Consider the following 25,062-nt stretch of genomic DNA (forward strand, 5'->3'; position numbering starts at 1 on the left):
CGGGGTATTTCCGTGGTGCTGGCACTGATGTGGTTCTCCTTCGCCAGGATCGTAACCCTGGCATCAGGGACTCCACGAATCTCAGTACAGCTCAGGTCGTGGTGCACGGCGAAACGGCCTTCGAGCTGCTAACGATGATCGGCAAAGCAGTCCGCACGGGCGAGGCGGCGTGGGGGAGCACCGGGCCCGTCCATTTCTCGATCGGCGGACTGCCCGACGAGGAAACCGCCCGCAGCTGGGCCGTCCGTCTGCACCGCGTGACCCACGAGCATCTGCGTGACGTGCTCGGTTACTACGGCTTCGTCGAAGTCCCGCAGTGAACCACCCTTCCGGGCGGACGCGGGGAGTGCTCACGCACGGCCGCCCAAAGACCAGCCGCGTGCCGCCGGCTGCAGCTGAGTGGTGATCAGGTCGCCCAGCCGCCAGTGCAGACAGGAGCGGTCCACGAACGTCGACTTCGCACCCAATACCAGGCCGGTGTGCGGGGCAGGCAAGGGCAGACGCCGGTAGCGGCCGCGGGCAGGCCGCTCCACGTCGTCCTCCCCCTCCTCAAGCCCGGCCCGGCCCACAGGCGCCGGAGACGCCGGGGGATGACGCACCATCCACTCCTCGACCACGGCCAGGCCGTCCACCGGGATGCCCCACTCCTTCAGCAGCACCGCCACCTTCTCCAGCCACGCCCGGTCCGCTTCCTCGGTCAGGGCGCCGCGCTGGCACTGCCGCTCCCGCGCGGCCAGACAGTACGCGAGGTGTACGGCCTCCGGGTAGAACACGAGCGGCGCGACGCGCAGCTCGTCCCGGCCCGCGCTGCCCAGTGCCCGCCTGCGGGTGCGCCACGCCGGAGCGTTGAACACGGGGACGTTCCACCAGCACGACGCGATGGCGTAGGCGTCAGCAAACATGGCCCGCCCGCCCGCGCCCAACCGGCGCTCCAACAGCACCCGCAGACGGTGGGCGTCCGCGACCTCGGGCACGGCTGACAGCGCGATGGCCGTGGTTCCGGGCTCGCGCCGGTTGTCCAGCCACCGCCCGTGCGCGGCGCAGACCTGCCACGTCGCGTCGGCGGCCAGATAGGAATCCCACGCCGTGCCCTTGATACGGGCGCACACCTCGCACATCCTCACCAGAAAACAGCCGCGGGTGTCCCAGGGCCAGTCCCACGCAGGTCCGCCCGCCGCGGTCAGCAGCCGATTCGTGCGCAGGTTCGGCAGAGCGGACCGCAGTTCGCCGACCGTGCGGCCCGTCATCACGGCGAGCCGGTCCAGCGCGGCCGCATTGAGATAGCCCTCGCGGTAGCGCGGATCATCCGGTATGCCGTCCTTGCGCAGCGGCGTGCCGAACATGGGCCAGAACTCCCGGTCAGGGATCCCGTTGACATCTGCCAGACGCCGGATGTAGGAGCCGGTCGACTCCCCGCCGATGAACCGCACCGACAGCCCCAGCCGCTGTGCTGGACGCCAGGGCTTCTTCCGCCGCGGCCGGCCAGCCGCAGCGCCTCCCGCACGAACCACTCTCACGTACCCCTTTCACTGCCACCCCTGTACCAGGGTGACGCTTTCCCCGGCACGGCATCCGCTTCTCACGCCGGGACGGGCAAGCCCGCATACGTCCGACGGCCGTCCATCCGCGTGGACCGACGGTTCTGCTCCCGCTGGCGCGGGCCGTGTCTTTGGCCGAAAATCTCCGATGCCGCTCCAGTCGGCCAGTACATTTCCGCGCGATCCGATGCAGGGGCGCCGCCCCGAGGAGGGGACGGAGCCGCCATGGAATTGCGGGAGCACCAGGTCGCGGCTTTGGCCGCAATCCAGGCCGCGGCGGCAGCCGGTGAGAAACGCATGACGGTCGTCTCGGCGTGCGGTACGGGCAAGACGCTGGTCGCCCAACAGGCCGCGCAGCGCCTGGCACCGCAGGGCACCGTGCTGGTGCTGACGCCGACCAAAGCTCTGGTGACCCAGACCGTCCGGCGCTGGCGTGAGGCAGGCCGGACCGGGCCGGCACTCGCGGTCTGCTCCCTCAGCCAGACCGAGAGCGGCCTGGACCGAGCGGAGGCGGTGCTGTGCCGCCGTGGCCCGCAGACCATTGCCCGGGCCGCCCGCACGACCGGCCCCGTCACCGTGTTCTCGACCTACGGCTCCCTGCACCACATCCGCGCCGCCCACGAGCTGCACAGTCTGCCGCCCTGGGACCTCGTGATCATCGACGAGGCCCACCGCACCTGCTCCGCGTTCGGCGACGGCTGGGGCACCATCCACGACGACGCCGCAGTCCCCGCCAAGACCCGCATCTACATGACCGCCACGCCCCGGGTCTGGGCCGCGTCGGCCCCCACCGAGCTTCACCCGCTCATGGAGCGCGCCCCCCTCGCCACCATGGACCACCGTGAGATCTTCGGCCCGACCGTGTTCGAGCTGGGCATGGCCGAGGCCATCGAGCGGGGCCTCCTCGCCGACTACCAGGTCGTGATGCCCGTCGTAGACGACGCCGACCTGCACGGCATCCTCGCCGACCGCCGCCCCGCCAACACCGCCCACCACGACGGCGTACGCAACGGCGCGATCCAGGTCGCGGTCCTGCGCGCGATCGTAGAACACGGGCTGCGCCGCACCCTGGTCTTCCACAACCGCATCGTTCTCGCGGAAGCCTTCGCCGAGTCCCTGCCGACCACCGCGCAGGAAGCCGGCGAGCAGCTGGGTATCGGGGGCCTGTGGTCCCGGGTCATCCATGGCGAACAGCCCGGCGACCGGCGCCGGGACCTGCTGGAGGACTTCGCCGACCCCGACCCCGACCGCGCGTGTGCGGTGCTGTCCAACGTGCGGGTCCTGAACGAGGGAGTCGACATGCCCGACGTCGACTCCGTCGTCTTCGCCGCTCCCCGCTACAGCGTCATCGACGCCATCCAGGCCATCGGCCGCGGCCTGCGCCAACCACCCGGCGCGGGCAAGAAAACCACCCTGGTCATCCCCATCTACCTTCGCCACGGCCTGGACACCAACGGCCTGCTGAAAGACTCCGCCTTCGGGAACCTCCTCACCCTCCTGCGGGCCCTGCGCGCCCACGACAACTCCTTCATGGACCACATCGATCTGCCGGCCCGCAGGGAAAGCCGCACAGCCCCCGCCCGCGCCACCTACTACGCCCGCCCTGAACGAGCCGCGCAACTCGCCCGCGCACTCGGCCTGGAGATCACCGTGCCGGCCACCGGCACCTGGGAGGAATCCCACACATCCGCCCACCGCTACCGCAACTCCTTCGGACACCTCGACGTCCCCGCCCGCTACACCGACCCCGACGGCTTCGCCCTGGGCGAGTGCGTGACCAACCTCCGGCTGCGCCACCTCCTGGGCCGCCTGCCCGCCGAGCACAAGCACGCCCTGGACGCACTGGGCATGGTGTGGGCGACGCCGACCCGCACGTTTGAGTCCATGCTCGAACACGCCCGAGCCTGGGCGGCCGAATTCGGCGACCTCTGCGTTCCCGTCAAGGAGAAGAGGGGTGGCCATCCGATCGGCTCCTGGCTGGCCGCCCAACGCCACAAAGCCAAGACCGGACGGCTATCGCCCGAGCACCGTCAGGCGCTCGAAGCGATCGCCCCGGACTGGCGCCGTGGCACGCACTGGAACCGCTGCTACATCCGTGCCAGAGCGCTCATCACCGCCACCGGCTGGACGCCCACCATGCGCTCCACCACCCCGCGACCAGGAAACCACGCCACCGCGAACTGGGTCCTCGCCCAGCGGGTGAAGTTCTTCGAACTCCAGCCCCGCCAACAAGAACTACTGATCAGCCTGGGCATCCCACCCATGGCCTACATCATGAACTTCCACCGCGCCTACGACCCCGAACGCCACGCCTTCTACGCCGGCCTCGCATACGCCGCAGAGTTCCTCGACCGCGAAGGCCACCTCGACGTTCCCCGCCGCCACATGGAACCCGCCCCCCGCAACGCGGACGCCCCCGCCTTCGCGCTGGGGCAGTGGATCCACCAGTGCCGCAAGCACCCAGAAGCCCTCACCCCAGAACAACGCCGCGCCCTCGAAGCGCTGCGCATGGTCTGGAGCCCCGCCCTCCGCGCCCGCAGACCTCCCCGGCCCACCGCCCGCATAACGCCGCCGGCCGCAGGGCACCGGGCCACACCGCACCCGCCCTGGCCAGCCGGTCACAGATTCACGACACGGCCGAGCGACACCCTCTCCAACACCTCCAGCGTGATGCGCTCCTCGCCCGAGCGGATCGCGATCTGCGCGCCCTGGCAGATCAACTGGGACAGCGACCGCATGTAGCCGCGGCTGCGCTTATGCAGATACTCGGCCACCTCCCGCAGATCATGCTTCTGGTGCCGATACAGCACCAGCTCCGCATCGAACAGGTCGATGACCCGCGCGAAGACGATCGACTCCTCGGGGCTGAACCCCATCCGGCTCGTACGCAGCACCATGTGGTCGCCCCGCAACTGCTCCATATCATCGAGCTTGGTGTCGTTGTCCCGCGTGAGCGGGTCGACGATGAACTGGGCACCACGCCCGCAGTAGACGAACGTTGCCCCGGTCTCCTCGCTGATCACGTCCAGGTACTGGAAGGCCAGCTCCGCGTCCGCAGCGGTACGCAACCGCTCGATGCCGTCGATGAGGACCAGAAGCGTCCGCGCGTTGCGCATGGCCCGGATCACCGACTCGGTGGGGTCCCCGCTCTCCCGCTCCTGCCCCAGGAACCGTGCGAACGTGCCTGGCCAGTTGCGCATGCTGCCGCGTGTCGGCGGGGGCACGCTCAACACGATGACCGGGATCCGATTCTCGTCCGGCCCGTACAGCGATGACAGCCGCCGCTCCCAGTGCACTCCGATCGCCTGCAGCAGCGTGCTCTTACCCGTCCCGCGCGGCCCGTCCAGGATGACCCCGGCCTTGCCGTGCCGACGCTGCTGGTTGGCCATGATCTGCTCGGCCACCAGTCGCTTCGCCTTGGCAATCGCAGGGGTGCTGACCGTGCGCAGGTGTCCGTGGAACAGCAGCCGCGGGTCCAGACTGCCGACCTTTGACCCTTCCGGGGCGCTGTCCTCCAGCTTCGGGGCGTGCAACGACGACTGGGCGAGTGCCTTCCACGCATGACAGTCCTGCGGCCACGACGGTGTCGGCGGCGCCAGCAGCAACGGCCCGGCCGCGCTCGTATCGCGCAGCAGCCGTTCCTCCTCGACCGTCAGCTCCATTTTCACGGTGTTCTCCTCTCTGTCAGTGCGACCCCTTCCGCCACCTCACGGGGCGTCGTCGGAGGGGGCGTCCTGAGCCTGATCAAACTCGGCGAAGATCTGCTGGTAGCGCTCTTTGAGACTCTCCTCCTTGCCTTCCGCCCCGCCGGCACGTGCCCAGGCGTCGAGTGCGGGATCTGGCGCCATCGCAGCCTGCTCCCAGTCGATCTCCGGCCCCTCATCCCCTTTCGGCCCGCCGTACAGACCGGTGTCGTCCAGACCGAGAGGATCGCTGTCCGGGTCCGCGACGACCTCGGGAACCTTCGACCAGTCGATAGGACCGCGCCCCGCGTACGGGTCGAACTCCCGCTGCGGAGCCGGTTCGGGCAGAGGCGTGTAGCCGTCCGGCACCAGCACCCGCCGAGCCTGCTCGGGCCCCCGCTCGGCCCGCTCCAGCAACTCGGCGAGAGCGTGGGCGATCGCCTCCTCGTCCTCGATGCGCCGACCGCGCTCCAGATGCTGAGAGACGGCGATGTCCCACAGGAACTGTGTAAACGGCGCCCCGACCACATGGCTGTGCACCCATGTGGCCTCCACCCACCGGTTGGTGTTGTGATCGCGCAGCCACACCCGGGACAGGTCGTTGGGGGTGTACCGGACCTCCCAACGGCCCTTCCTCTTACCGCGCAGGTCCGAGCGCGTGCGCCGGTAGGGGTTCAGCCCCTGATGCGGATCCCGGGAGGGATGGTCGTAGGTGCGCTGGTGCAGCCGGATGCCCTGCTCGCTCACCCCGACCCACGCCGTCGGCAGCAGCCGCAGATAGTCCTCGCGGGTCAGCGGGACCGGCAGGTAACCCTCCACTGCCACACACGCCGCGTACATCTGGTTCGGCGTCAAATGGGGCAGATAGGCGTCGTAGGGGTCGGCAAGCTCCGGGTGAGGCGTGTTCTGCCACTCCAGGGCGATCCACTGCTGGAGCAGGGCATCGAGTTCGGCAAGAGTCCACAACTGCTCGCCGTCCACGGTCCGCCGTACCCGCACCGGATCCCGGCCGGTGTAACTGTTCACGTGCTGACTGAACTTCGACTTGACCGACCCGAAACTCCGCTCGACAACCGCCTTGTCCTGGCCGGTGCGCTTGCGGGCCGGCCGCACCGAGATACCCAGGTACTCACAAGCGTCGAAGAACGTCCGCCCGGCGAACACCGTGCCGTGGTCGATGACGACCAGGTCGGGAATGATCACCGGTCGGGCCGCAGCATGCGCGAACCGGGAGTCGACAGCGACCAGCTCCTCATACGGCAGATCCGAGAAGCTGGCGTGGACGGCCGTGTCGTACCCGGGCCGCATCGGCGCCGGGACCAGAGCCTGCGCCAGCAACTCGCAGGCGTCCACCGCCTTCGTCGCCCGCCCCTTTGCGCGTGGCGCCGACACCAGGCCGCCCTGGCCGGCCGTTCGCCGCCTGCCCCGCCGGCCCGGCTGCTTGGGCCGCAGCACCGCGGCGATGATGCTGCGTGTCGCTACACAGATCGCGAGTGTCAGCTCAACCCTGGCGGGCTGGCCGTCGTCCCCCAGTACCCACACATCCAGATCGGTCGAGTCGATCTGGACCAGCTCACCCGGCATGGTCGCCTTCGTCACCGAGAACGGCGCTCGCACCCGAGCTCCCGCCACATGCGCACCACGGGAAGAGTCCCAGTCCCTGGGATCGATGCCCAGCCGTCCCAGCAGCTTGTACAGGGTCGGCTCCTTCGGGACCTTGACGTTCTCCCCGTGCGCAGCACGCATCACCCGCCGCAGCGACTTGAACAGCTTCCGCGCGTCCGACGGCGCGTCCACCCGCCGGCGCTGGCGGTCGACCAGCACCAGAAGCTGCTCCATCACGAGCGCGTCGGTCGCCCCGTACAGCCGCCGCCGCTTCGTGCTCCGCCCGTCCAGGAGATCAACCACGCTGCGCCGCTTACAGTAGGCGAGCCGCTTGGCCTGCACCGTCTGCCAGGACACCGGCTTGCCCAGCACCGCGCTCATCTCGGCCGCCTTGGCCTGGTACCGCTGAATGAACGTCGTCGCCGCCGGATCGAATGCCGGCCGCGGCCGCGCACCCGGCGCCGCCCCAAGTGGCAGCCCGGTGTCAACCTCGATCACTGCGCGCTGCCACCGCCGAGCCGCCTCCGCGGCACTGATCGGCACACCCTCCAGTTCCGCGAAGTCAGGCATCTCCGACTGGACCAAGGGATGCCCGGCCGCATCAAGGACAGCGAAGTCGTCCGCCGCCGCCAGCACCGACAGCAGTACGCCGGCCGGCACCCCGCCGCCGCCCACCGGGTCCAGCACCACCGTCATCCCGTCGAGACCGGCCACCAGATACCGGCCGCCTCGCCACCGCACCTCGTCCCCGCGCGCCAACACCCCGCGCGGTGCGCTGCGCACCTTCAGCGACGCCCGCTCCGCCGCAGGGAATGGCCCCGCCCCGTTCACGGCTGCTCCGCCGCGAACGGGCGGTCCATCGCCTCCGGCCTGCCCGCACTTATCGGCCCCACCAGTGATCCAGGACTCAGGGGCACAGCCCAGTCCACGCCCAGACGCCGCTTCCACAGCATGTGATACAGGCGGGGCAAGGCCAGCGAGCGCGGCACCCCGCATCCCGTGACACCCTCCGCCAGCGGCTGCGGCTCTGCGAACGCGCCGGCCAGCGCGGACTCCACGTCCGCGTGACTGAAGCGCGGATGCCGCCGCCGCGACACCCACCGCAGATTCGCCAGCGCTGTCCGGTTCGGCAACTGCGGCGTCGCCAGCTGCCAGCCCGCCTGCCTGCACGCCTCGCGACACACAGACATCTGCCGCTCGAACCGCTCGCCCGGCCCCTTCACCGGCCGGGCGACCACCATCACCGTCGACCCGGAAACGGTGCGCACGAAGAAGTCCGGCACCAGAAACCTGTCACGCCCCCGCTCCCGCCAGACCAACTGCGCCGACCAAGCACCGAAATCGACCACACCGGGATGGAAGTCCAGCAGCATCGCAGTCGACAGCCGATCCAGCGAACGGCAGCCCACAAGCCGTCTGTTGGTCGCCGCCCACCACCAGGTCACGATGCTGCGCTGTGAGGGATGCCGCGATGGCTTCCACACCTCGCCCCGCTCCGCCAGCGCCACCCCTGCCAGCCGGTCCGCTGGCAAGGTCCGGCGGACCCCGTTGGTGTCAAAGTGAAGGACCCGCAACTCCTTTGCCATGACGCCTCCCTGGCATCAAGTCGTACTGCCTGAGGCACGCCACAGACAACGGACAGCCAGACCAATAGCACAACGACCACCGCCCCGAAGCGGCAGGCAATACGGATCCGGACAGTCCTGGTACCAGCAGTCTCAGAAGGCCACAGGATCCCTTGAGATTCACCCGAGACGCGGGCTGTCTGAGGGCTGCGCGAATATTCTCTCCAGGGAGCGCAGGCGGCGGGTAGCGTAGTCGCCGCGCTTGCTGCACGGGTCAATCCGCTCGGCACCCAGCATCTGTTCGACGGCCACCAGGTCGTAGTACCGGGTGACGCCACGGTCACGGCCCTGGTGCTGGCAGCCGGGAGAGTGGGCCCGGCCATCGGACTGCCCTGCGGCGTCCGTCGTGTACAGCTGCACCTGTCCTCGGTGCGGGTATCAGAGGCCGACTGACAGTTCGCCGATGATCTGCCGGCCGCGCGGGTCGCCCAGATCGGTCAGTGCCTGGGCGGCGGTCTTGCACCAGTCGAGCCAGTCCGGGTCGCCCCGGTAGTCCTCGATCAGTTTGTGCAGCACGCGAACTGCCGCCTCGGGATCCAGGGGCGCGAGCCGGTTCGCTGCGCCGAGGCGGTCGTCGAAATGGATGTCCGCTTCGGCGAGGTACTCCAAGGCGGGACAGGCGCGTTCGTCCCCAACAGCCAGGAGTACTTCAGCGGCTCGTACCCGGACGGAGTCGTACAGGTACAGGTCGTGGACGAGCCGGTGGCAGGCATCTTTCCCCCGCTGCGGGTGCAGCTCCAGCAAAGATCTGGCGGCGAGAAGACGGTCGCTGAAATCCGGACTGTGCGGGTCCTCATTGAATTCCTCGTCCAGGAGCCGATCGTCCACCAGTGTCTCAAGCGCGATGGTGCCCTCTTGGAGGTCCAGTTCCGCCAACACATTCGCCGCCCAGACGCGTGCAGTGGCCTCGCTGTCGGGATCTGCGCTCGCTGCTGCCATGGCCTGCGAGGCCGCCCGGACCAGTGGTTTCCGCTTGTCGGCGAGCAGGGTGCCCAGGGACAACTGGGTGGCGATCAGAAGGCACCCACGGATGTTGCCAGGCACCGCCAGGGCCCTGAGAGAGGCGGTGGGATCGGTCGGCGAGGCGGTCCCGGGGTCGATGAGGAACCCGATGTAGGAGGCGGTGTCCAACGGCGCTCCCCACGGGTTTCCCGCATTCTCCCTCCAGGGGGCGAGCAGCCGGTCGAGTTCTGCAGCATGGGAGGAGGGGTCGCGTGCGATGTGGCGTGCAGCGCAGTACTCCTGAAGAGTCTGGTGGAGGAAGGAGAAACCATGTCCGGAGCGGGTGAGCAGCCCGCTGCGACGAAGGACCGAGGCCAGGAAATCCTTCCAGTCGTCCTCCGGAACGGCGCGGGGGCGCCGGGCGCTGTCCTGGTCGGCCAGCGCGCTGACCCAGGATGCTTCGCTGCCGCTGAGAAGGCCGGACGCCAGGCTGTCGATCGTGTCCGGCAGTTGATCGAGCAGGTCATGGGCCCGCGACAAGGCGGTGGGACCGAAGCGCGCCATGGCGGCTTCTGCCTGGCTCCGGACGCCTGACTGGCCCCTGCCACTCATATGGCGGTGGAGCAAGTCGGTGAACTTCGCGTAAAGAGCCCCGCGCGTGGCGGGCAGGGACTGCCCGGGATCTGCGGCATAGAGCTGGCACAACATCGTCATCATGAGCGGATTGCGGGCGAACTCGGTGACGTACGCGTCGTCCAGCACTCGGACGAACCGGCCTGCCGCGTCCCCGGAGTCGGGTACACCCCAGCCGTCCAGGATGCGTTGGGCTGCGCTGAACAGTTCGCTACGGGAGAAGGGCATCAACTGGTAGCGCGGTACGTCATTGCCCAGGATGCCGAGATCCTTCTCGGGAAGCGGCCGGGTGGCCACCACGAACCGGTACAGCGGGTCGGGCTCAGCGGCGAAGTTCGCGAGGGTGCGCAGGAGGTTCTGCCTGTCATCCCGGTCGGTGATCTCATCGAGTCCATCGACCAGCACGAGCCAGCAGGCGCCCTGGGCAGGCCTACTGAGAAAAAGTTCGTCGGACAGCGTCCGCTGCAGAGCGAAAGCGGCCAGCTGTGTGGTTGCCGCCGCTGCCAGAGCACCCGGCAGAGGAGAACCGAGCAGAGCCGTGGCAGGCACCGTTACCCCGAGCGGACCTTGGTCCTCGCAGGCCAGCCAGCGCTCGGCCGAGTCGGCTTGCACAGCACGCAGGAGGCTGGACTTCCCGCCGCCCGGGCCGGCAAGCACCAGGCACACGAGTGCGCGCCCCAGGAACGCTGAGGCGTCTGCGGCATCACCGGGAGACTGATCTGCCGGACTGCTCCTCGGTTGCCCGCTCTCGAACATGACCCGGTACAGGCGCTGAGGCACGTAGACGGAACTCAGCGACGGCATGCCCGGTGACCCGACCTCGGGATAGGGATGTGCTTGTACTGCAAGCCGGCTCGCGCGCACATAGTCGGCCAGATCGGGGCGGGTCAGACGCAGCGCAACGTCACGGAGCTTCTGCGGCGTCAGACGTTTACGCAGGATCGTCTCCGGTACATCGAGCTGTGTCACCAGCGCCTGCCAACGCGGTCCCAGGCGCCCACGCATCGCGAGTGTGACTCGGCTGAGGAGATCCGCGTGCAGGGCCTCGACTTCTCCCACCCGTAGATGAGGAGCCAATTCGAAGAGCACATCGCGGTTGCGGCGCTCCAGCTCGTAACGGTCCGGAAGTTCCTCGATGCGTACCAGCCGCAGGAACTCCGCTGTCTCGCCAGGGTCTGCATCGAGATGTTTGGCGATCTTGTAGAGCCGCTCCGCGGTGCTTCCTCCCCGCCCCTGCGCGACGGCGCGCACATCAGTGTCGGAGCTCAATGGGCCTTCCACTCCGACCGTCAGGAGGTACGTCAGGTCCTGATGTTCTTTCAAGGCCCGATGGGTACGCAGAAGGCTTGCCAGAGCCTTACTCCTGAGCACCCGGGACAAGGTCCAACTACCCTGTGTCTCCCGAGACTTGACCTGCTGGAAATCCCACAGTGTTACCCCGCCCGGCACCGTGCTGCAGGACCGGGCGACCAGGACATCCTCGAAATGCTCGCACGTCACATGGAGCACTTCGCCACCTGCCAGCATCTCCATCACCGCACGGAGTGCGGCCTGCGCCTGGTAGGCGTAACGCTCTTCGGTTGCCGAGCCCGTGTCGTCTGGCGCCGGAAGATGGCCCGGATCCTGCATCCTTCCCGAAATCCCCTCCGTGGGCCGGTCCCTGCACCCGCAGCATAGTGACAACCGTGTCATGCGGGCCGCTGACCGGCGAGATCGGCACCAGACATCGGCTGGAGCGAATGCCCATGGCCGGATCGAGGCCTGCACCCGGCAGGAGTTCCCCCACACGCTTTGGGTGGTCTGAGTCATCGTCGAACTCCGCCTCGTACACGAATCCCATCGAATCGACCTTCGCGACGGTGTGCCTGAGGACCAAGGTCACCAGGCCGCTGGCAGCGTGGCTGCCGTGCTTGCCATGGTCTTCAGCTCGTCGAGTCCGCCCAGGCGCGCTGGAGGGCGGTCAACGCGCCCTACCTCGTCGCCCTGCGCGGAGACGGCGGAGCGGCAGCCACGCGTGGTGCGAGCACGCGTTCCCGTCGGCCGCTCCGCTACGGAGATGACCCAGCACCGATCCAGGACGCGCGGGCCGAACGCCGCGGCAGGCCGATGCCGTCCACGCCGGGTTACGGGCCCGCGCCGAGCAGGCACGGCAACCAGAGACTGCGTCGGCCGCTCTGTGGCCCCGGACCAGGGGAAGGCGCGGCGGGAAGTGCCGGGTGAGCGTGATCACGCAGGCTTGCAGCAGGTGGCAGCCGATTCTCTGCCCGGAGGCCCGGGCGGTGTCGTACCGGGCCCGTGTCTATGCCTGTGCCGGAAGGTGCTGGTGTTGCCGCTGTGCCTGCTCCGCGTTGCCAACGTTGCACGGCAACACATTGGCAACGCCCTGCGGGGTCAGCGATCTGATCTGCCCGAACGGGAGGGCCGGGGCGCGGCAGGGCCGGCGCAACAGCGGATTTCGTTACCTGTCGTCTTGATGACGTACTGCAACGCCCGCACGACGCTCCATGCTGTGTGTCACCCCTCCTGGCGGTCTGCCGGGCGGGAGCGCCCTCCCGTGCCGTCGGGCACGGGCAGACGAATGGGGATTCGTGTGGACCGACCGTTGCTGCCGCTGAGAACAGCCCTGGTCTTCCTGCTCGCCGCGCTCAGCGGCGCGGCAGCAGGGGGACTGACCTGGCTGGCAGAGGAAGGCACCGCGCGCGGCGTGCTCGCCGGGCTGGCCGTCACCGGGCTGGCGACTCCGTTCTTCGACCGCCTGATCACCGCAGGAACCGGAGAAGTGTGCGGGAAGGGACACGACCATGGGTGAGCTGCGCCCCCTGGGGCAGGACCTGACGAAGGAGTCACGGGCGCTCGCCGAGGTACTGCGGGAGCTGTTCGAGGGGCTGGAGGTGTCGGTTCGCCGGTATGCGGCCAGACGCCGGCGTGACCCCGGAACGTTCTCCCGATACCTGAACGGGACCCGCTTACCTCCCTGGCCGGTGATCATGGACATGCTGACGGATCTCGCCGAGCACCGCGGCACCACCGTCACCCCCGAGACCATCGAGTTCGTGCGCGGGCTCTACGGATCGGCGTTCGACGCCAACTCCTCCCCGAAGCACGCAGCCCAGATCATCGAGCAGCAGCTCGCCGACGCGGACCACGTCTCGCGCCGCTCCACCGTCCGCGGTGACGTACTGGGAGACGCCCTGCTGGACCGCAAGCACCGCATCGCCGACCTGGAAGTACGCCTCAACCACATGGAGGCGACGCTCACCGCCGAGCGTGAACGCGCCGGCCAGCTGGCAGCCGCACACCCCGACGTCTCGGAACTGCTCGGGGAGCGCGACGTCCTGAGGCAGGAAGTGAAGCGGCTGGGCGACGAACTCCAAGAGGCGCAGGAGCGGCGGGCGGACGCCGAGGCGCGCTGCGACCTGCTGGAGCGTCAACTCGAAGCCGTTGAAAGGCCGGCGCCGCTGCCTCTGCAGCAGCCGCAGCCCATGCCCAAGGTCCTTGTCGTGGACGACAAGCCCGACAACCTGCTCGCCATGACAGCCGTACTGGGGACACTCGACCAGGAACTCGTCACCGTCACCTCCGGCCGAGACGCTCTCAAGGCACTGCTCCACCACGACAACTTCGCCGTCATCATCATGGACGTCCAGATGCCAGAAATGGACGGCTACGAGACCGCCGCCCACATCAAGCGACGCCCCCGCAACCGGGACGTTCCCATCATCTTCCTCACCGCGATGGGCATAGACCCCGAGCACACCGCCCGCGGGTACGCGGCCGGTGCGGTCGACTACATCAGCAAGCCCTTCGACCCCTGGGCCCTGCGCGCCAAAGTCGCCGTCTTCACCGAGATCCACCTCGAACGCCGCATCACCCATCCCGCCGACTGAACCTCTTGCCCGCGTCGGCCGACGACGCGGGCAAGAGGTACCGCACCAAGGAACCAGCCCCAGGCAACGAGGCGTGGGACGTCCACGGTCGCTGGAACAGATCCGGGGCCCCGCGGAGACGACCAGCTCGAAGAGGCGAAAACTGCTTGTCATCCGGCCCGCGCCTTCTTCACGCGAGCGAAACTCCGAGCTCTTACTGGTCCTCGTCCCCACGGTCGTCGTCGGCAGCACCGCCCTCGAACCGGGCGGAGACGTCGCCAGGCTGCGCGACAGCCGAATTCTTGTGACTGCGAGGGGAGTTGGGCGGGGCGATGCGGAAGGCCGCAGGGGTGTAGGTCCGAGGGCCCGAAAACGCGGCGCCGCCTCCCCGTGGGGCCAGGGGAGACGGCGCCTTCGGCGTCCGACGCCGTTAGACCAGCCAGCCGACGAAGTGGGCGAGGACATCTGTGATGAGGTTCGTGGTGGTGCGCTCTCCTAGCCGTGCTGCATGTGTGTGGGAGGTGCACGTGCATCGCGATGTGTTCACTACGGTCTGCAGCTCGATTGTTGCGCCCCGTAAGCAACGTTGGTCTCAAGCGCCGTGTGCTGTGCAAACTCTAGAGCGACGATCACCTGTCCAGGGGAACAACTGCTCCCATATTCGTTTCTGCGCACCGTTCCTCTACGCTCAAGGAGGTCATCAACTACCGCATGACATCTGCCCGGTGACGGAGTCGGCGTGGGGTGCGCGTCCCCGCTCCACGCCACCACTGGACGGCTTCAGGCGCAGCCACGGGTCGGCACATCCGGACGCCGACGACCCCGTGTGGCGCGTCCCGCTGGGCGGCGAAAGGGATGCGTCGTGCCTTCGGCTTCGGCGAACTACCGCACCCTGCTGCGCACTTCGGGTGCCGCGGCCTTCTTCCTTCCCGCCGCTGTCGGGCGTCTGGGCATCGCCATGACGGGGATCGGCATCGTCTGGCTGGTGCACGCACGCACCGGGTCGTATGCCGCCGCGGGTCTGGTCACCGGCGGTTTCGCTGTCGCGGACGCCGTCGCCGGGCCCCAAATCGGGCGCCTTGTCGACCGGTTCGGGCAGGCGCGGGTGCTTCCCTGCGCACTGGGCGCACATGCCGGAGCCGTGGCGCTGCTGCTCGCCAGCGCCGTTCCGGACGTCGTCGCCGGAGTGCTCGTCGGAGCAACGCTGCCCCAGCTCAGTGCCCTGTCCGCCGCCCGCTGGTCCGCCCTGCTGTCCGGCGAACGGGCCGCCGCGCTGCCCACCGCCTTCGCCCTGGAGGCCCTCGCCAACGGCGTGTCCTACCTGGCCGGCCCGGCCCTGGTGAGCGCCCTTGGTGCAGCGGGCCGCCCGGGTGCCGGGGTGCTGCTCGCCGCCGCGCTCGTCGTCGGCGGCGGACTCGCCCTCGCTGCCCAGCGCCGCAGCCTGCCGCCCCTCACCGGCCGCGCCGAACGCCGGCACGCCGGACGCGCACTGCTCCGCTCCCCATTCCTGCGGCAGGTCGCGCTCAGCCTCGCGCTCGGGGTGTTCTTCGGCGCGATGCAGGTGTCCGTCGCCGCCTACGCCGTCGAACGCGGCACGCCGGACGCGGCAGCGCTGCTCTATTTCGCCTCCAACTGCACTAATCTGGTGGGTGGTTGGGCTTATGGAGCATGGTGCCACGGCGGCTCACCCCGGCGGCGCCAGGCCGCAGCCGCCGCCTGCCTCACTCTCGCGAGCCTCCCGCTGACCTTCCTCGACGCGCCCCTCGCGGTCGGCGCCACCCTCGCCCTGACCGGACTCGCCGTGCCGGTCCTGCTGATCCTCGCCTCCGTCCTGACCGAGTCGGCGGTCCCGCGCGCCGCTCTCACTCAAGCGTTCACCTGGGGCAACTCCGCAAGCGCGGCAGGAATAGCAGGCGCCGCGGCGGTCGCGGGGCGAGTGGTGGACGCGGGCGGTGCGCACGGCGGTTTCGGTGTGGCGGCGGGCGCCGCGGTGGTGATGACGGTCATGGCACTCGGCGGTCTGCGGGACTCATCACCGGACAGGCCGAAGTCGTCCGCGCCCGCGGAAACCACGGTGCCGAACCTGCCGGCCACGCGGCGGGATTCGTCCACGAACCGCAAGACGCCCTGAACTCCATGCCTCGCAGCGGGCCCTGCCTCTGTCGCACGTGAAGCAAGTGTCAGGCGAACGGTCTGGCTCATCTTGGGCTGGCCGGGCTCCTGAATCTGGCCCGGCACGATGTCCGCCGGAACCTGGACGGCCTCGAACTGGGCCTGATCCGCGCCGCCCGCACCCGCAATACCCTGGCGGAGGATCGCCGAAGCACTCGCGCTGGCGACCAGCCAGTCACTGAAAGCCGTGCACTGCGCCTGGAACGCGACCGCGACAAGCACTGCGGGGACCGGGACGTCCCGGCACAGCGGGTTGAAAAGGCGCGTCAGCGCCGCGCGGCCTACTGGCCGGTGCCGCGCTCAAGAGCCTCGAGAGACGACAGTCCGTCGTTCTCACCACCGCGCAGACAATTCCTTCACCCGGCTGCGCGCTGACCACTTCTCCTGCCTGCTGCTGGACTCCCGGCCGTCTTCTGCCAGGAGTAGGTGGGGAAACTGTCAGTGCGGGGGCAGTGCTGCATCGTGGTGCAGTTTCAGCTCGAACCAGACGATCTTCCCGATGGCCAGCCGGGTCGCTCCCCATCGCCGGGCGAGCTGGTTCACCAGGAACAGGCCGCGGCCGTCCTCGTCAATGTCCTGTGCCCGGCGCTGTCGGGGGAGTTGCGGAGAGTCGTCGCCGATCTCGCAGCGCAGCACGTCGGTGCGCAAGAGCCGCAGGGTTACCGGCCGCTCCGCATACCGGACGGCATTGGTGACGAGCTCGCTGACGAGCAGTTCCACCGAGTCGGAGAGCCCTTCGAGGCCCCAGCGAGCCAGGGCCTGCCGGGCGAGGCGGCGGGCGCGGCCTGGTGCTGCGTCCTCCGGCTCCAGGAACCAGTAGGCGACATCGCTTGGGGTAATCCCCTCGAAGCGGGCCGCGAGCAGCGCGATGTCGTCGTCACGATCGCCCGGGTCGAGGATCTCAAAGACATCGTCGCAGAGGGCCTCCAGCAGCGGCGACTGCTTGGGACCGGCCAACTGCCCGCTGCTGGCCAGACGCTCCCGTAACTGCTCAATGCCCGTCCATACGTCCTTCATACGGCTCTCCACCAGGCCGTCTGTATAGAGGAAAAGCGTAGAACCCGTTGGAGCGCCCAGTTCGACCGATTCGAAGTCGACTCCGCCGACGCCGATGGGCGCGCCAGGCGGCACCTTCAGCACCTCCGCCCAACCGCCAGGGTGCAGCAGTATGGGCGGCGGGTGGCCCGCGTTGGCGATGGTGATGCGGTGGGCGACTGGGTCATAGACCACATACAGGCAGGTCGCCATGCGGTCGGTGCCGAGGCGCTGGGCCTGCTCGTCGAGGTGGTGCAGCACCTCGTGCGGCGGCAGGTCCAGACCGGCCAGGGTCTGGGCCGTCGTCCGCAGCTGGCCCATGATCGCGGCGGAGGTCATGGAGTGGCCCATGACATCGCCCACGACCAGGGCGACCCGGCTGCCGGGCAGCGGGATCGCGTCGTACCAGTCGCCGCCGACCCGCGCGGTCTCCGCGGCCGTGAGGTAGCGGGAGGCGAGCCGTACACCCGCCGACTGCGGCAACGAGTCAGGCAGCATCGTGCGCTGCAGTTCGTCGGCCATGTAGGCCTCGCGGCCGTACAGCACCGCCTTGTCGATCCCCAGCGCGGTCTGCGTCGCGAGCTGAGCCGTCACCTGCAGATCGTCCGGCGCAAACGCAGGCCTGTCTGGATCACGCACAAAGACCGCAGCGCCGATCACCCGGCGGCGACCGCGGAGCGGCGCGAGAATCACCCGATCCCTGCTGGGCGGACAAAAGTCCCCGCCCAGCAGCTCGGACAGCGCGGCCCCGGCCGCAGGAAGACCGCCGAAGACCGGCCGCACCCCTCGAAGCACCTCCGACAGTGCTCCTCCCGGACGGATCTCGCTCAGTTCGGACACGGGGTCCAGCCGGAACGAGGGCCTCCCTTCGTTACGCCCTAACCGCAGCAAGAACGGTGACAGAGGCCGCTGGTCGCCAACCGGCAACGGATCACGAAGGTAGACAAGAATTACGTCGGAGAACACGGGCACGGTAGCCCTGCAGAGCGCCAGGACGACTTCGTCGATGTCCATGCCGCCGGAAATGCGCCGCGCTGCCGCTCCGACGAACCGCATGCGGTCAGACTCCCGCTTCACCACCAGCTCCGTCCCCGGACCATCACCCCTGGTCGGGGAGTTGTTCGGGGTTGTTCCAAAAAACTCCCCGGTCCCATCGACCTTCCCGGCAAAACCCGTGCCGGTCGAATCGCCAGCCGTAAAGACCCCCCGGCTCACCGCACCGGGGGCACCGACGGTGACCTGCCACCCCAGTTCATCCGCAACCTCTTTCACCGTCTCGTGCTCGCGGTCGAGCACAAGACGTGCCTTCGTAAGCGCTTCGTCCACCTGGTCGAGAGCACTGTCCTCATCGGGTCCGCTGGTGACCTGCTGAGGAAGATGGACGCTCTGATCCGGCCCGGGCGGGGCACCAGGGCTGTCTGCAGTCCTCAGGGCTCGCAGCTCGGCCTCCAACGCGAGAATCCGGCGCGCCGCAACATCAGCGAGAGCCTGAGCCTTCTCCCTCTCAGCCTCGGCGCGGGCAAGCTGCAGACCGAGATCCTCTTTCTGAGCCCTGGCGCGCCCCAGACGGTGGCGTGTCGAGCTGATGTTCGTCACATCGGGATGCGGACCCGCATTCAAAGCGTCCAGGCGGCGGGTCAGCTCAGAGACATGCGCCTGCGCCTGCCCGAGAAGAGCGAAGAGAACGGTCGCGACCTGCAGCGACTGGTTTCGCGCACGTTCGCTCACCTCGAATGCCCGTCTCACCCGGTTGAGTTCTTCCAGCGCACCGAGGGCTCGTTCCTGGGCCTGCAAGAGGTCTCGCGCGGACACCGCCGGTTCGCCGTCTGCGGCAACCACGGTCGGGTGTGTCCGAGCGGCTTCCCACAGGGCGCGAGCAGGTTCCAGGCGGCCATGGGTCACGGCCTGGGCTTCCTGGTGAAAGCACACGTCCGCGACTGCCTCGACCAGGTCCCAGGTCAGTCCTTGGCCCGCGAGCCGCTCACGTAACTTCCGGATTTCTGGGACCGTGCCGTCGTGGAAGTGCTCGGTGGTGAGCCGGGCGTGCAGCTGAGCGACATTCAAGGCGGCCCCGTCTAGCCACGACCGGACGACGGCGACGAGTTCGTTGATCTCGGTGCACGGCCCCTTGGCCGGCCCCCACGGACGGCCCGGCCGCTTCGCCCCAGTCACTTCTGGCGCCCCTTCACGGGTTATCGCGAACAACCCCGTGTTGTCGGCGGAACAACATCCAACCTGCCAGCGAAGGCCTGTCGCAGGTGGATCCTCGAATTGCCTCTGAGCCAGTAAATCCTCATATCTTCAGGCCCGGCCTGCCCGACACGAGAGACGAAAGATCATGGATATCCTCATCGCCGCCCTGCCGGAGCTCGTAGGGGCCCTCGGCTCCGCCGCGATAGCCAGCACTGTGATGTGGTGCTTCCGCGCCCGGCGACGACAGCGCGCCAGAACCTCGGCAGCTACGACCCTCACGTCTCCGGAGTTCCCCGCCCAGGCGCAGAGCACCTTCGGGACGCCACGCGCAAAAGCCAAGCGCTACACGCTGCTCGGCACGTCAGGCGACTGCGGCCCCGTACAGCTGACGAGCACACGGCCTCCGGGCACCGTCGTCACCTGGCTGATCAGCGGCCACCGGGAGCGCTTCGAACTCACCGATGTACCCCTCTGCGACGGGACGTTCGCCGCCGAGCCCGTAGACCGGTACGAGGCGGCCCAGTGAGCCGCGGCGCGCAGACGTACCGGCGGCCCTTCACCCACCCTGTGCACGTCGCTCCAGGGCCCCTGCGGGCGGGGGCGTAGCAGGACTACGGCCCAGGGTGGTGGTCGGCGGGCGTTGAACTGCCAGGTGACGATCGCCGCGACGCTCGTGGTGCCATGGAGAATGCAGAAGCCAGCCGCCCCCGGGTTCACGGCCCCAGGAGCGGCCGCCTGCCCAGCCCTCCGTCGCGACGTGGACAGCGCGCTTGTCGGCGGCCGAGGCATTCAGCGCTCCGGGCAGAGACACATCCGTCCAGACGCTGCCCGCCACGGTCATACGAACCGGACGGGCACCTCGTGTCGGCGCAGTAGTTGGGCCAGGTCCTCGGCTTCCCCCTGGGACACGGAGAGGACGGCCAGGCGACGGGCCCGGGTGACAGCGACGTACCAGACGCGCAGCATCTCATCACTTGCCGGATCACCATCAGCCCAGCGCCTCACACTCCCGGCGTCAGGCAGCATCAGCATCACGCCATCGGCTTCGTCGCCCTTGAGCTGATGAACGATGTTGGTGCGCACACCGGTCGACCGGACTGCTCGGGCGATCACCGGTTTCCCGGCCGGTCGCCCCCTGGTGCCCTGCGGGTCGGCACCGGAGGGGGCAGGCCACGCCTTCATCGCCTGCCACACCTCCGTGCCCCATTCTTTGTGAGGTGGGGGCAGGCTGTGCAGGAAAGCGAATGCCGTGCGGTTGGCCTGCTGTACCGACAACCGGTGCGTGGCGCAGAGCCTTTCCGTGCTTCCGTTCTCGTCCGGATACCAGTATCCGAAGAGCACGCGTGCGGCGATCGTGCAGGCCCGGCTGAGCTCACTGCTCGTGGCTCCGTCCGAGGCAGCCACTGTGTGTGCCCAGGCCAGGCCGGTGATTTGGCTGGTCTGGGGCTTCTCCCGCATGATGCCGGGCAGCGTGGCGTACTTGTACGCGGTCACCAGACAGTCTTCGGTGGCGATGCCGTATCCCTGGGCGACAGTACGGAAAGCCTCGACGATGCCTGCGCCGGTGGAGGCGTGCCGGTGGTTACTGCCTGAAGCCGCGAACTGTGTGGGCAATATCGTGACGGGGATCGAGTCTTCGCGGACCACGGACGTGTCCGGTGGCCGCTGCCCGGCACGCAAGGTGCTGGCCAGACGGCAGATGACTGGGGAGCTGCGCCAGTTCCCGGTCAAGGGCGTGGGGGAAGGGGTCAGCTTGCCGGCGAGCCGCTGCAGCGCGGCCGGTTCCGCTCCGCGCCAGGCGTAGATGGCCTGGTCCGGGTCACCGACGAGAACCAGCGGAAGCCCGGCGCCGTGCAGCAGTTCGAGCACAGCCAGGTCCGCGGCGGAACAGTCCTGTGCTTCATCCACGATCACTTCCGCGAACCGGGAGAGTAGCGGCGGCAGCAGACGCGCAGCCTTTGCCGGGTTGCGCAGATTCCACAGAGCTAGAAACCGGGCCTCGTGGCCGGTGAAGTATCCGCGCCCGCACCACGAGGCCCGGGTCTCCAGCACCTTCTTCCGCCACTCCTCACGATCGTAGATGCTGGCGCCGAGCAGCCTCTGAGTTTCGTAGTCGATCTTGTCCCAGGCGACGGCCTCCTGGGCCGGCACGCGAGAAGGGTCGAGGGTCATAGGGAAGCGATGCAGAGGGATGTCACGGTCCAAGCCCTGCACGGGTGCTTTGACACCCGCCCAGGACTCCAGCATCCGCGGAACGGGATGCGCGGCACGCAGCGGTTTGACCAGGAACTCCCACAGGAATGAGTCCAGTGTGCCGATGAAGTGTGGAGCCTGGACCAGATCACTGCGCCCGGCCTGGCGGCATCGCCGGGCCATCTGGTCCCGCGCCACGCGCGTGAAGGAGATCAGAGCCCTTCCCTGCCGCAGGGGCCGTGCCGGTGACTGCAGATGGCGCATAGTGATCACATGCGTTTTCCCCGCCCCTGGGCATGCAGGGATGTAAGCGGGCGCCGGGACGGTGACCGCCGCCAGCTGCTGTTCCTCGGCTCCGGTCCGCAGATCGGTCGGCCTGCTGGTCGCTGTCACGTCTCCGCCTCGCCATCGTGCGGTGCGGTGATGAAACGGATCGCTGCGACCAGATAGGGCGGCACGGTGAACGGGACAGCCGGGTCGGCCAGTACATCCGCGAGTTCCTGGGCGAAGAGTCCCTTGGACACGGGCGTTCCCTTGGCGAGCTCGCCGTCATCCCCGACGAGGGTTCGGGACTTCTTGGGCACGAACAGTTCTCCGAAGGCAACGGCTGTGTCAGACGCCGTGATGATCTGCTCCCAGCGTCCCTCCGAATGAGGCGCACAGCGCAGAAAGGCCGCGCGCAGTGCCTCCGAGTTGTCCGGCGACCACAGAGCTGGCTCCAATGTCAGCGGGGCCGCGGCCAGGTGCAGCTGCCCGGGCGATCTCCAGTCTGCGGGCAGCTCACGTAGCGACATGAGCCTGTCCGGCTCTGGTTCTCCGGGCGCCACATCGGTGTCGGTGATCAGGGCCACCCGCCGCCCCAGACATATCCCGTCCACGGGAGCCAACAGCACCCGTAGATACACTTCGAACCCGACACCGTCCACAATCACGCGGGTCGTTCCGAAGAACCTCTCCAACGCTTCGAACGCGGTCCGCGCAGCCGAGGCGTCCGCTCCCTTGCCCGCGGTGAGCACACGCTCCGCGAGGGCGGGGAGCAGGAGGAGTTCGGATATGCCTTCCACCAGAATGGCGCGGGGGGAGAACAGGAGCGCGCTCTTGGTGGCGTCCAGGTAGCGGTCCAGGTGCTGCACCTGGCGTGGGCTGAGCCCGAGCCGGGGAACGGGAAGGGGCCGCGTCCGCCAGCCGCTGGACAGCTCCGCCGGGCAGCGGGCCATGACGATCACGTTCTCGACGCTGGCCGCAGCCGACAGGACGGGGGAGTGGGTGGTCACCAGCACCTGCAGGTGCCCCGCCGGCTCCCAGGGGTCCCGAGGCGTCCTTCTACGCGACTCTCCAGCACGCCGCTGCAGATAGCGCAGCAGCAGAGTCTGTAGCTGCGGATGCAGATGCGCTTCCGGCTCCTCCACGAGCAACACCGTGAGGTCGGACTCCGCGGCGGCATCCAGCTCTGCCATCACCGTGGCGATGAACAAGGTGTTCGCGTAACCCAGCCCCGAGGCAGCCAGGGGGAACGGCGCCGCACCGACGTCCCCCAGCAGGACACGCAACGAGCGGGAGATCGAGGCGAACGTGGGCTCAGCAAGCGCCAGTTCACTCTCCTGCGGGTGCGTGCCCGCAGTCAGGTCACCAAGCGGACCGTTGATCTTCTTGCTTACCGCAGTGACGTGCGCATCTGCGGCAACCTTCTTCAGTTGCTCGCCGATACGCTCGACGAAAGCCTCCACCTGTTCATCGTCACCCAGCAGCCCGCGCAGGATCAGCCGGACCCGGTCTCCGCCCGCCGACGCCAGCTCCCGCTCCGCATCACGCAGCGCAGGCAGATAGACATGCCGCACCCCGCCCCGTGCTGGAGGCTCACCCGTCACCGGATGCCCGGGGCCCTGGGCCCAGGCAGTGCTGCCACGGCGGCCACTTCCCTGCGGAGGGGCGTAGGACACCTGCCACCGGGCTGTCCGGCCGTCGGACCCCGGATCGTGGACCATCGCTTCCAAATAGGCGCCACTCTGCTCCGGGCCGATCCCGGACACCTCAAGCTGAAGCGAAGGACCGCCCAGCTCGACCGCGGTCTTCAAGACATCAGCCTCGTCGAAGTACCGTGACCTGCGACCGTCCAACGGATCCGTGAGCAGACGCACCGCATCGACCACAGTGCTTTTGCCCGCATTGTTCTCACCGACGAGCACAGTGATTTCCGGCTGCAGCGGTATTCGCGCCTCTTCGCATGACCGAAACCTCTCGATCAGCACCTCAGACACATGCACCTCAGGTCCCCCTCCCCGTCACCGCCGCGCGTGGCGCAGCGATCACCCCTCCCGTGATGCTAGCCCCAGCCGCACTCGGACCCCAGCCGGCACCCGGCGCAGCCACACACCTTTCCTCCAGGCGGTGCGCGCCGACACCAGGCTGCGCGACCGCCCATGTCTTCCTCTGGCCAACCGGCACCGGCTCCAACGAGACGGCCGAACCACAGCAGTCCTCGGGGCCTGCCGACACGGCGCACACGAAGAAGCCCCGGTCCAAGCCCCGAAGCCCGTGGCTGCTCGCCCAGCACAGCACGGTTTACCCGAGATCCGAGGAAGATCACGCACGCATCGGTATTGCAGTGCGTACCTGTGGAATCTTCTACGATTCAGTCCATGGGACTTCAACCGAAGGCACCAGCTGATACTGGAGCAGCCCCGACACCGAGGGCTTCGGGCGGCAACCCGGTCAGCACATTCCTGATCGGTGAGGCAACAGATCCGCACGTTGGCGCTGTCCTTGCACGGCTCCCGAAACAGGGCACTGTGGTCGTCGACGCGGACACGCTGCCCTCCGCGCTGTACCGCCTGAGCCCAGCAGAGGGCACGTTCATCGACCTGGCCGGCGAACCTGTTCACCTGTCGCCGACAGCCACTGCCCGCGGTTGGATCAGACGACTGGCTCCCGCCGGGTGGGATACGGGAACCGTCCTGGGTAGCCGGGCTGCGGCACGTCTTTCCTCACGCATGCTGGTACTCGCCGCCCTGCTCCGTGACGCCCGCATCTCGTGGTTGTGCGGTGTCGACGCGCTTTTCGCTGCAGAGAACAAGCTGGTGCAATACCGGGCCGCTCAGACGGCCGGGCTGCGCGTGCCCGACACCTTTATATGCACCGACCCCGAGTTCCTCGCGGCTGAACTCGGCGAGCCCTTCGTCATCAAACCGCTCGGACCGGGCAACTTCACAGACGACGACGGCAACGACCATGTCGTACACACCCGGGCCGTGACCGCTCAGGACCTGGCTGGAGCCGACCTGCAGGGAGCACCCTTCCTCGCCCAGAAACTACTCACCGCCCGCACCCACCTGAGAATCGTCACCGTCGGCGAACACGCCTGGACAGCTGAACTTGATGCGGAACACGTGCCCCTGGACTGGCGCCAGGCCGCCCGCGCGCACCACTCCTTCGAGACATCATCCCGTTGGACCGGCGTTGAACAAGACGCCATACACCTGGCCAAGTGAGCTGTACTGAGATTCGTGGAGTCCCTGATGCCAGGGTTACGATCCTGGCGAAGGAGAACCACATCAGTGCCAGCACCACGGAAATACCC

Annotated in this window: 14 protein-coding genes and 1 pseudogene; 7 read left to right on the plus strand and 8 right to left on the minus strand. The window is 68.5% G+C overall.

Annotation, left to right across the window (positions count from 1 at the left end):
* The coding region (locus ACFXPL_RS34600; RefSeq protein ID WP_384927125.1) for a hypothetical protein at positions 1-320 on the plus strand (320 nt) is incomplete at its 5' end.
* Between the two features lie 30 nt (positions 321-350).
* Here the strand turns inward: ACFXPL_RS34600 and ACFXPL_RS34605 are convergent.
* Positions 351-1,343 carry a hypothetical protein gene (locus ACFXPL_RS34605; RefSeq protein WP_384927126.1) on the minus strand — a complete coding sequence of 331 codons (993 nt, stop codon included), beginning with the start codon at positions 1,341-1,343 and terminating at the stop codon, positions 351-353.
* Positions 1,344-1,763: 420 nt separating this feature from the next.
* On the opposite strand from ACFXPL_RS34605, the gene ACFXPL_RS34610 reads away from it, so the two are divergent.
* A complete protein-coding gene (locus ACFXPL_RS34610; protein WP_384927127.1) occupies positions 1,764-4,280 on the plus strand; it encodes a Helicase associated domain protein in 2,517 nt (838 codons plus the stop codon).
* A 251-nt stretch (positions 4,281-4,531) separates the two neighbouring features.
* On the opposite strand, the pseudogene ACFXPL_RS34615 reads toward ACFXPL_RS34610, so the two are convergent.
* From ACFXPL_RS34615 to ACFXPL_RS34630, 4 genes and pseudogenes are all read right to left on the minus strand, one after another.
* Positions 4,532-5,200: pseudogene (locus tag ACFXPL_RS34615) on the minus strand (ATP-binding protein); the annotation flags it as partial.
* A gap of 45 nt (positions 5,201-5,245) precedes the next feature.
* Entirely contained in the window at positions 5,246-7,657 is a 2,412-nt protein-coding gene (locus tag ACFXPL_RS34620; protein ID WP_384927128.1) for an integrase, read from the minus strand.
* Positions 7,654-8,412, minus strand: coding sequence for a TnsA-like heteromeric transposase endonuclease subunit (locus tag ACFXPL_RS34625; RefSeq protein WP_384927129.1), 759 nt, complete (start codon positions 8,410-8,412; stop codon positions 7,654-7,656). The genes ACFXPL_RS34620 and ACFXPL_RS34625 overlap by 4 nt, the downstream gene beginning before the upstream one ends.
* A gap of 417 nt (positions 8,413-8,829) precedes the next feature.
* Positions 8,830-11,655, minus strand: a complete 2,826-nt coding sequence (locus tag ACFXPL_RS34630) for a dsDNA nuclease domain-containing protein (RefSeq protein ID WP_384927130.1) — start codon at positions 11,653-11,655, stop codon at positions 8,830-8,832.
* A gap of 961 nt (positions 11,656-12,616) precedes the next feature.
* On the opposite strand from ACFXPL_RS34630, the gene ACFXPL_RS34635 reads away from it, so the two are divergent.
* The 3 genes from ACFXPL_RS34635 to ACFXPL_RS34645 all read left to right on the plus strand — a co-directional run bounded on the left by ACFXPL_RS34635 (position 12,617) and on the right by ACFXPL_RS34645 (position 16,023).
* Positions 12,617-12,835 carry a hypothetical protein gene (locus ACFXPL_RS34635; RefSeq protein WP_384927131.1) on the plus strand — a complete coding sequence of 73 codons (219 nt, stop codon included), beginning with the start codon at positions 12,617-12,619 and terminating at the stop codon, positions 12,833-12,835.
* Positions 12,828-13,913 carry a response regulator gene (locus ACFXPL_RS34640; protein WP_384927132.1) on the plus strand — a complete coding sequence of 362 codons (1,086 nt, stop codon included), beginning with the start codon at positions 12,828-12,830 and terminating at the stop codon, positions 13,911-13,913. Before ACFXPL_RS34635 ends, ACFXPL_RS34640 begins: the two co-directional genes overlap by 8 nt.
* 841 nt (positions 13,914-14,754) lie before the next feature.
* Positions 14,755-16,023 carry an MFS transporter gene (locus tag ACFXPL_RS34645; RefSeq protein WP_384927133.1) on the plus strand — a complete coding sequence of 423 codons (1,269 nt, stop codon included), beginning with the start codon at positions 14,755-14,757 and terminating at the stop codon, positions 16,021-16,023.
* 479 nt (positions 16,024-16,502) lie between these two features.
* On the opposite strand, the gene ACFXPL_RS34650 is transcribed toward ACFXPL_RS34645, so the two are convergent.
* Positions 16,503-18,350, minus strand: a complete 1,848-nt coding sequence (locus ACFXPL_RS34650; protein WP_384927138.1) for a SpoIIE family protein phosphatase — start codon at positions 18,348-18,350, stop codon at positions 16,503-16,505.
* Positions 18,351-19,437: 1,087 nt separating this feature from the next.
* On the opposite strand from ACFXPL_RS34650, the gene ACFXPL_RS34655 reads away from it, so the two are divergent.
* Positions 19,438-19,818, plus strand: coding sequence for a hypothetical protein (locus ACFXPL_RS34655; RefSeq protein WP_384927134.1), 381 nt, complete (start codon positions 19,438-19,440; stop codon positions 19,816-19,818).
* Between the two features lie 311 nt (positions 19,819-20,129).
* Here ACFXPL_RS34655 and ACFXPL_RS34660 read toward each other — a convergent pair whose 3' ends face one another.
* Positions 20,130-21,878 carry a UvrD-helicase domain-containing protein gene (locus ACFXPL_RS34660; protein WP_384927135.1) on the minus strand — a complete coding sequence of 583 codons (1,749 nt, stop codon included), beginning with the start codon at positions 21,876-21,878 and terminating at the stop codon, positions 20,130-20,132.
* The gene (locus ACFXPL_RS34665; protein ID WP_384927136.1) at positions 21,875-23,743 is read right to left on the minus strand and encodes an ATP-dependent endonuclease; all 1,869 of its coding nucleotides are present in this window, start codon (positions 23,741-23,743) and stop codon (positions 21,875-21,877) included. Before ACFXPL_RS34665 ends, ACFXPL_RS34660 begins: the two co-directional genes overlap by 4 nt.
* A 381-nt stretch (positions 23,744-24,124) precedes the next feature.
* Between ACFXPL_RS34665 and ACFXPL_RS34670 the strand changes: the two genes are divergently transcribed.
* Positions 24,125-24,973 (plus strand): hypothetical protein, encoded by an 849-nt coding sequence (locus ACFXPL_RS34670; RefSeq protein WP_384927137.1) that lies wholly within the window; start codon positions 24,125-24,127, stop codon positions 24,971-24,973.
* Positions 24,974-25,062 lie beyond the last annotated feature (89 nt).

Origin of the sequence: Streptomyces sp. NPDC059092, assembly GCF_042756365.1 — a bacterium.
Classification (GTDB): domain Bacteria; phylum Actinomycetota; class Actinomycetes; order Streptomycetales; family Streptomycetaceae; genus Streptomyces.

Excerpts from the sequence above, each read along its gene's own strand:
- ACFXPL_RS34670 (WP_384927137.1), top strand. The coding sequence starts at position 24,125 with ATGGGACTTCAACCGAAGGCACCAGCTGATACTGGAGCAGCCCCGACA.
- ACFXPL_RS34655 (WP_384927134.1), top strand. The coding sequence starts at position 19,438 with ATGGATATCCTCATCGCCGCCCTGCCGGAGCTCGTAGGGGCCCTCGGC.
- ACFXPL_RS34625 (WP_384927129.1), bottom strand. The coding sequence starts at position 8,412 with ATGGCAAAGGAGTTGCGGGTCCTTCACTTTGACACCAACGGGGTCCGC.
- ACFXPL_RS34605 (WP_384927126.1), bottom strand. The coding sequence starts at position 1,343 with ATGTTCGGCACGCCGCTGCGCAAGGACGGCATACCGGATGATCCGCGC.
- ACFXPL_RS34640 (WP_384927132.1), top strand. The coding sequence starts at position 12,828 with ATGGGTGAGCTGCGCCCCCTGGGGCAGGACCTGACGAAGGAGTCACGG.
- ACFXPL_RS34610 (WP_384927127.1), top strand. The coding sequence starts at position 1,764 with ATGGAATTGCGGGAGCACCAGGTCGCGGCTTTGGCCGCAATCCAGGCC.
- ACFXPL_RS34630 (WP_384927130.1), bottom strand. The coding sequence starts at position 11,655 with ATGCAGGATCCGGGCCATCTTCCGGCGCCAGACGACACGGGCTCGGCA.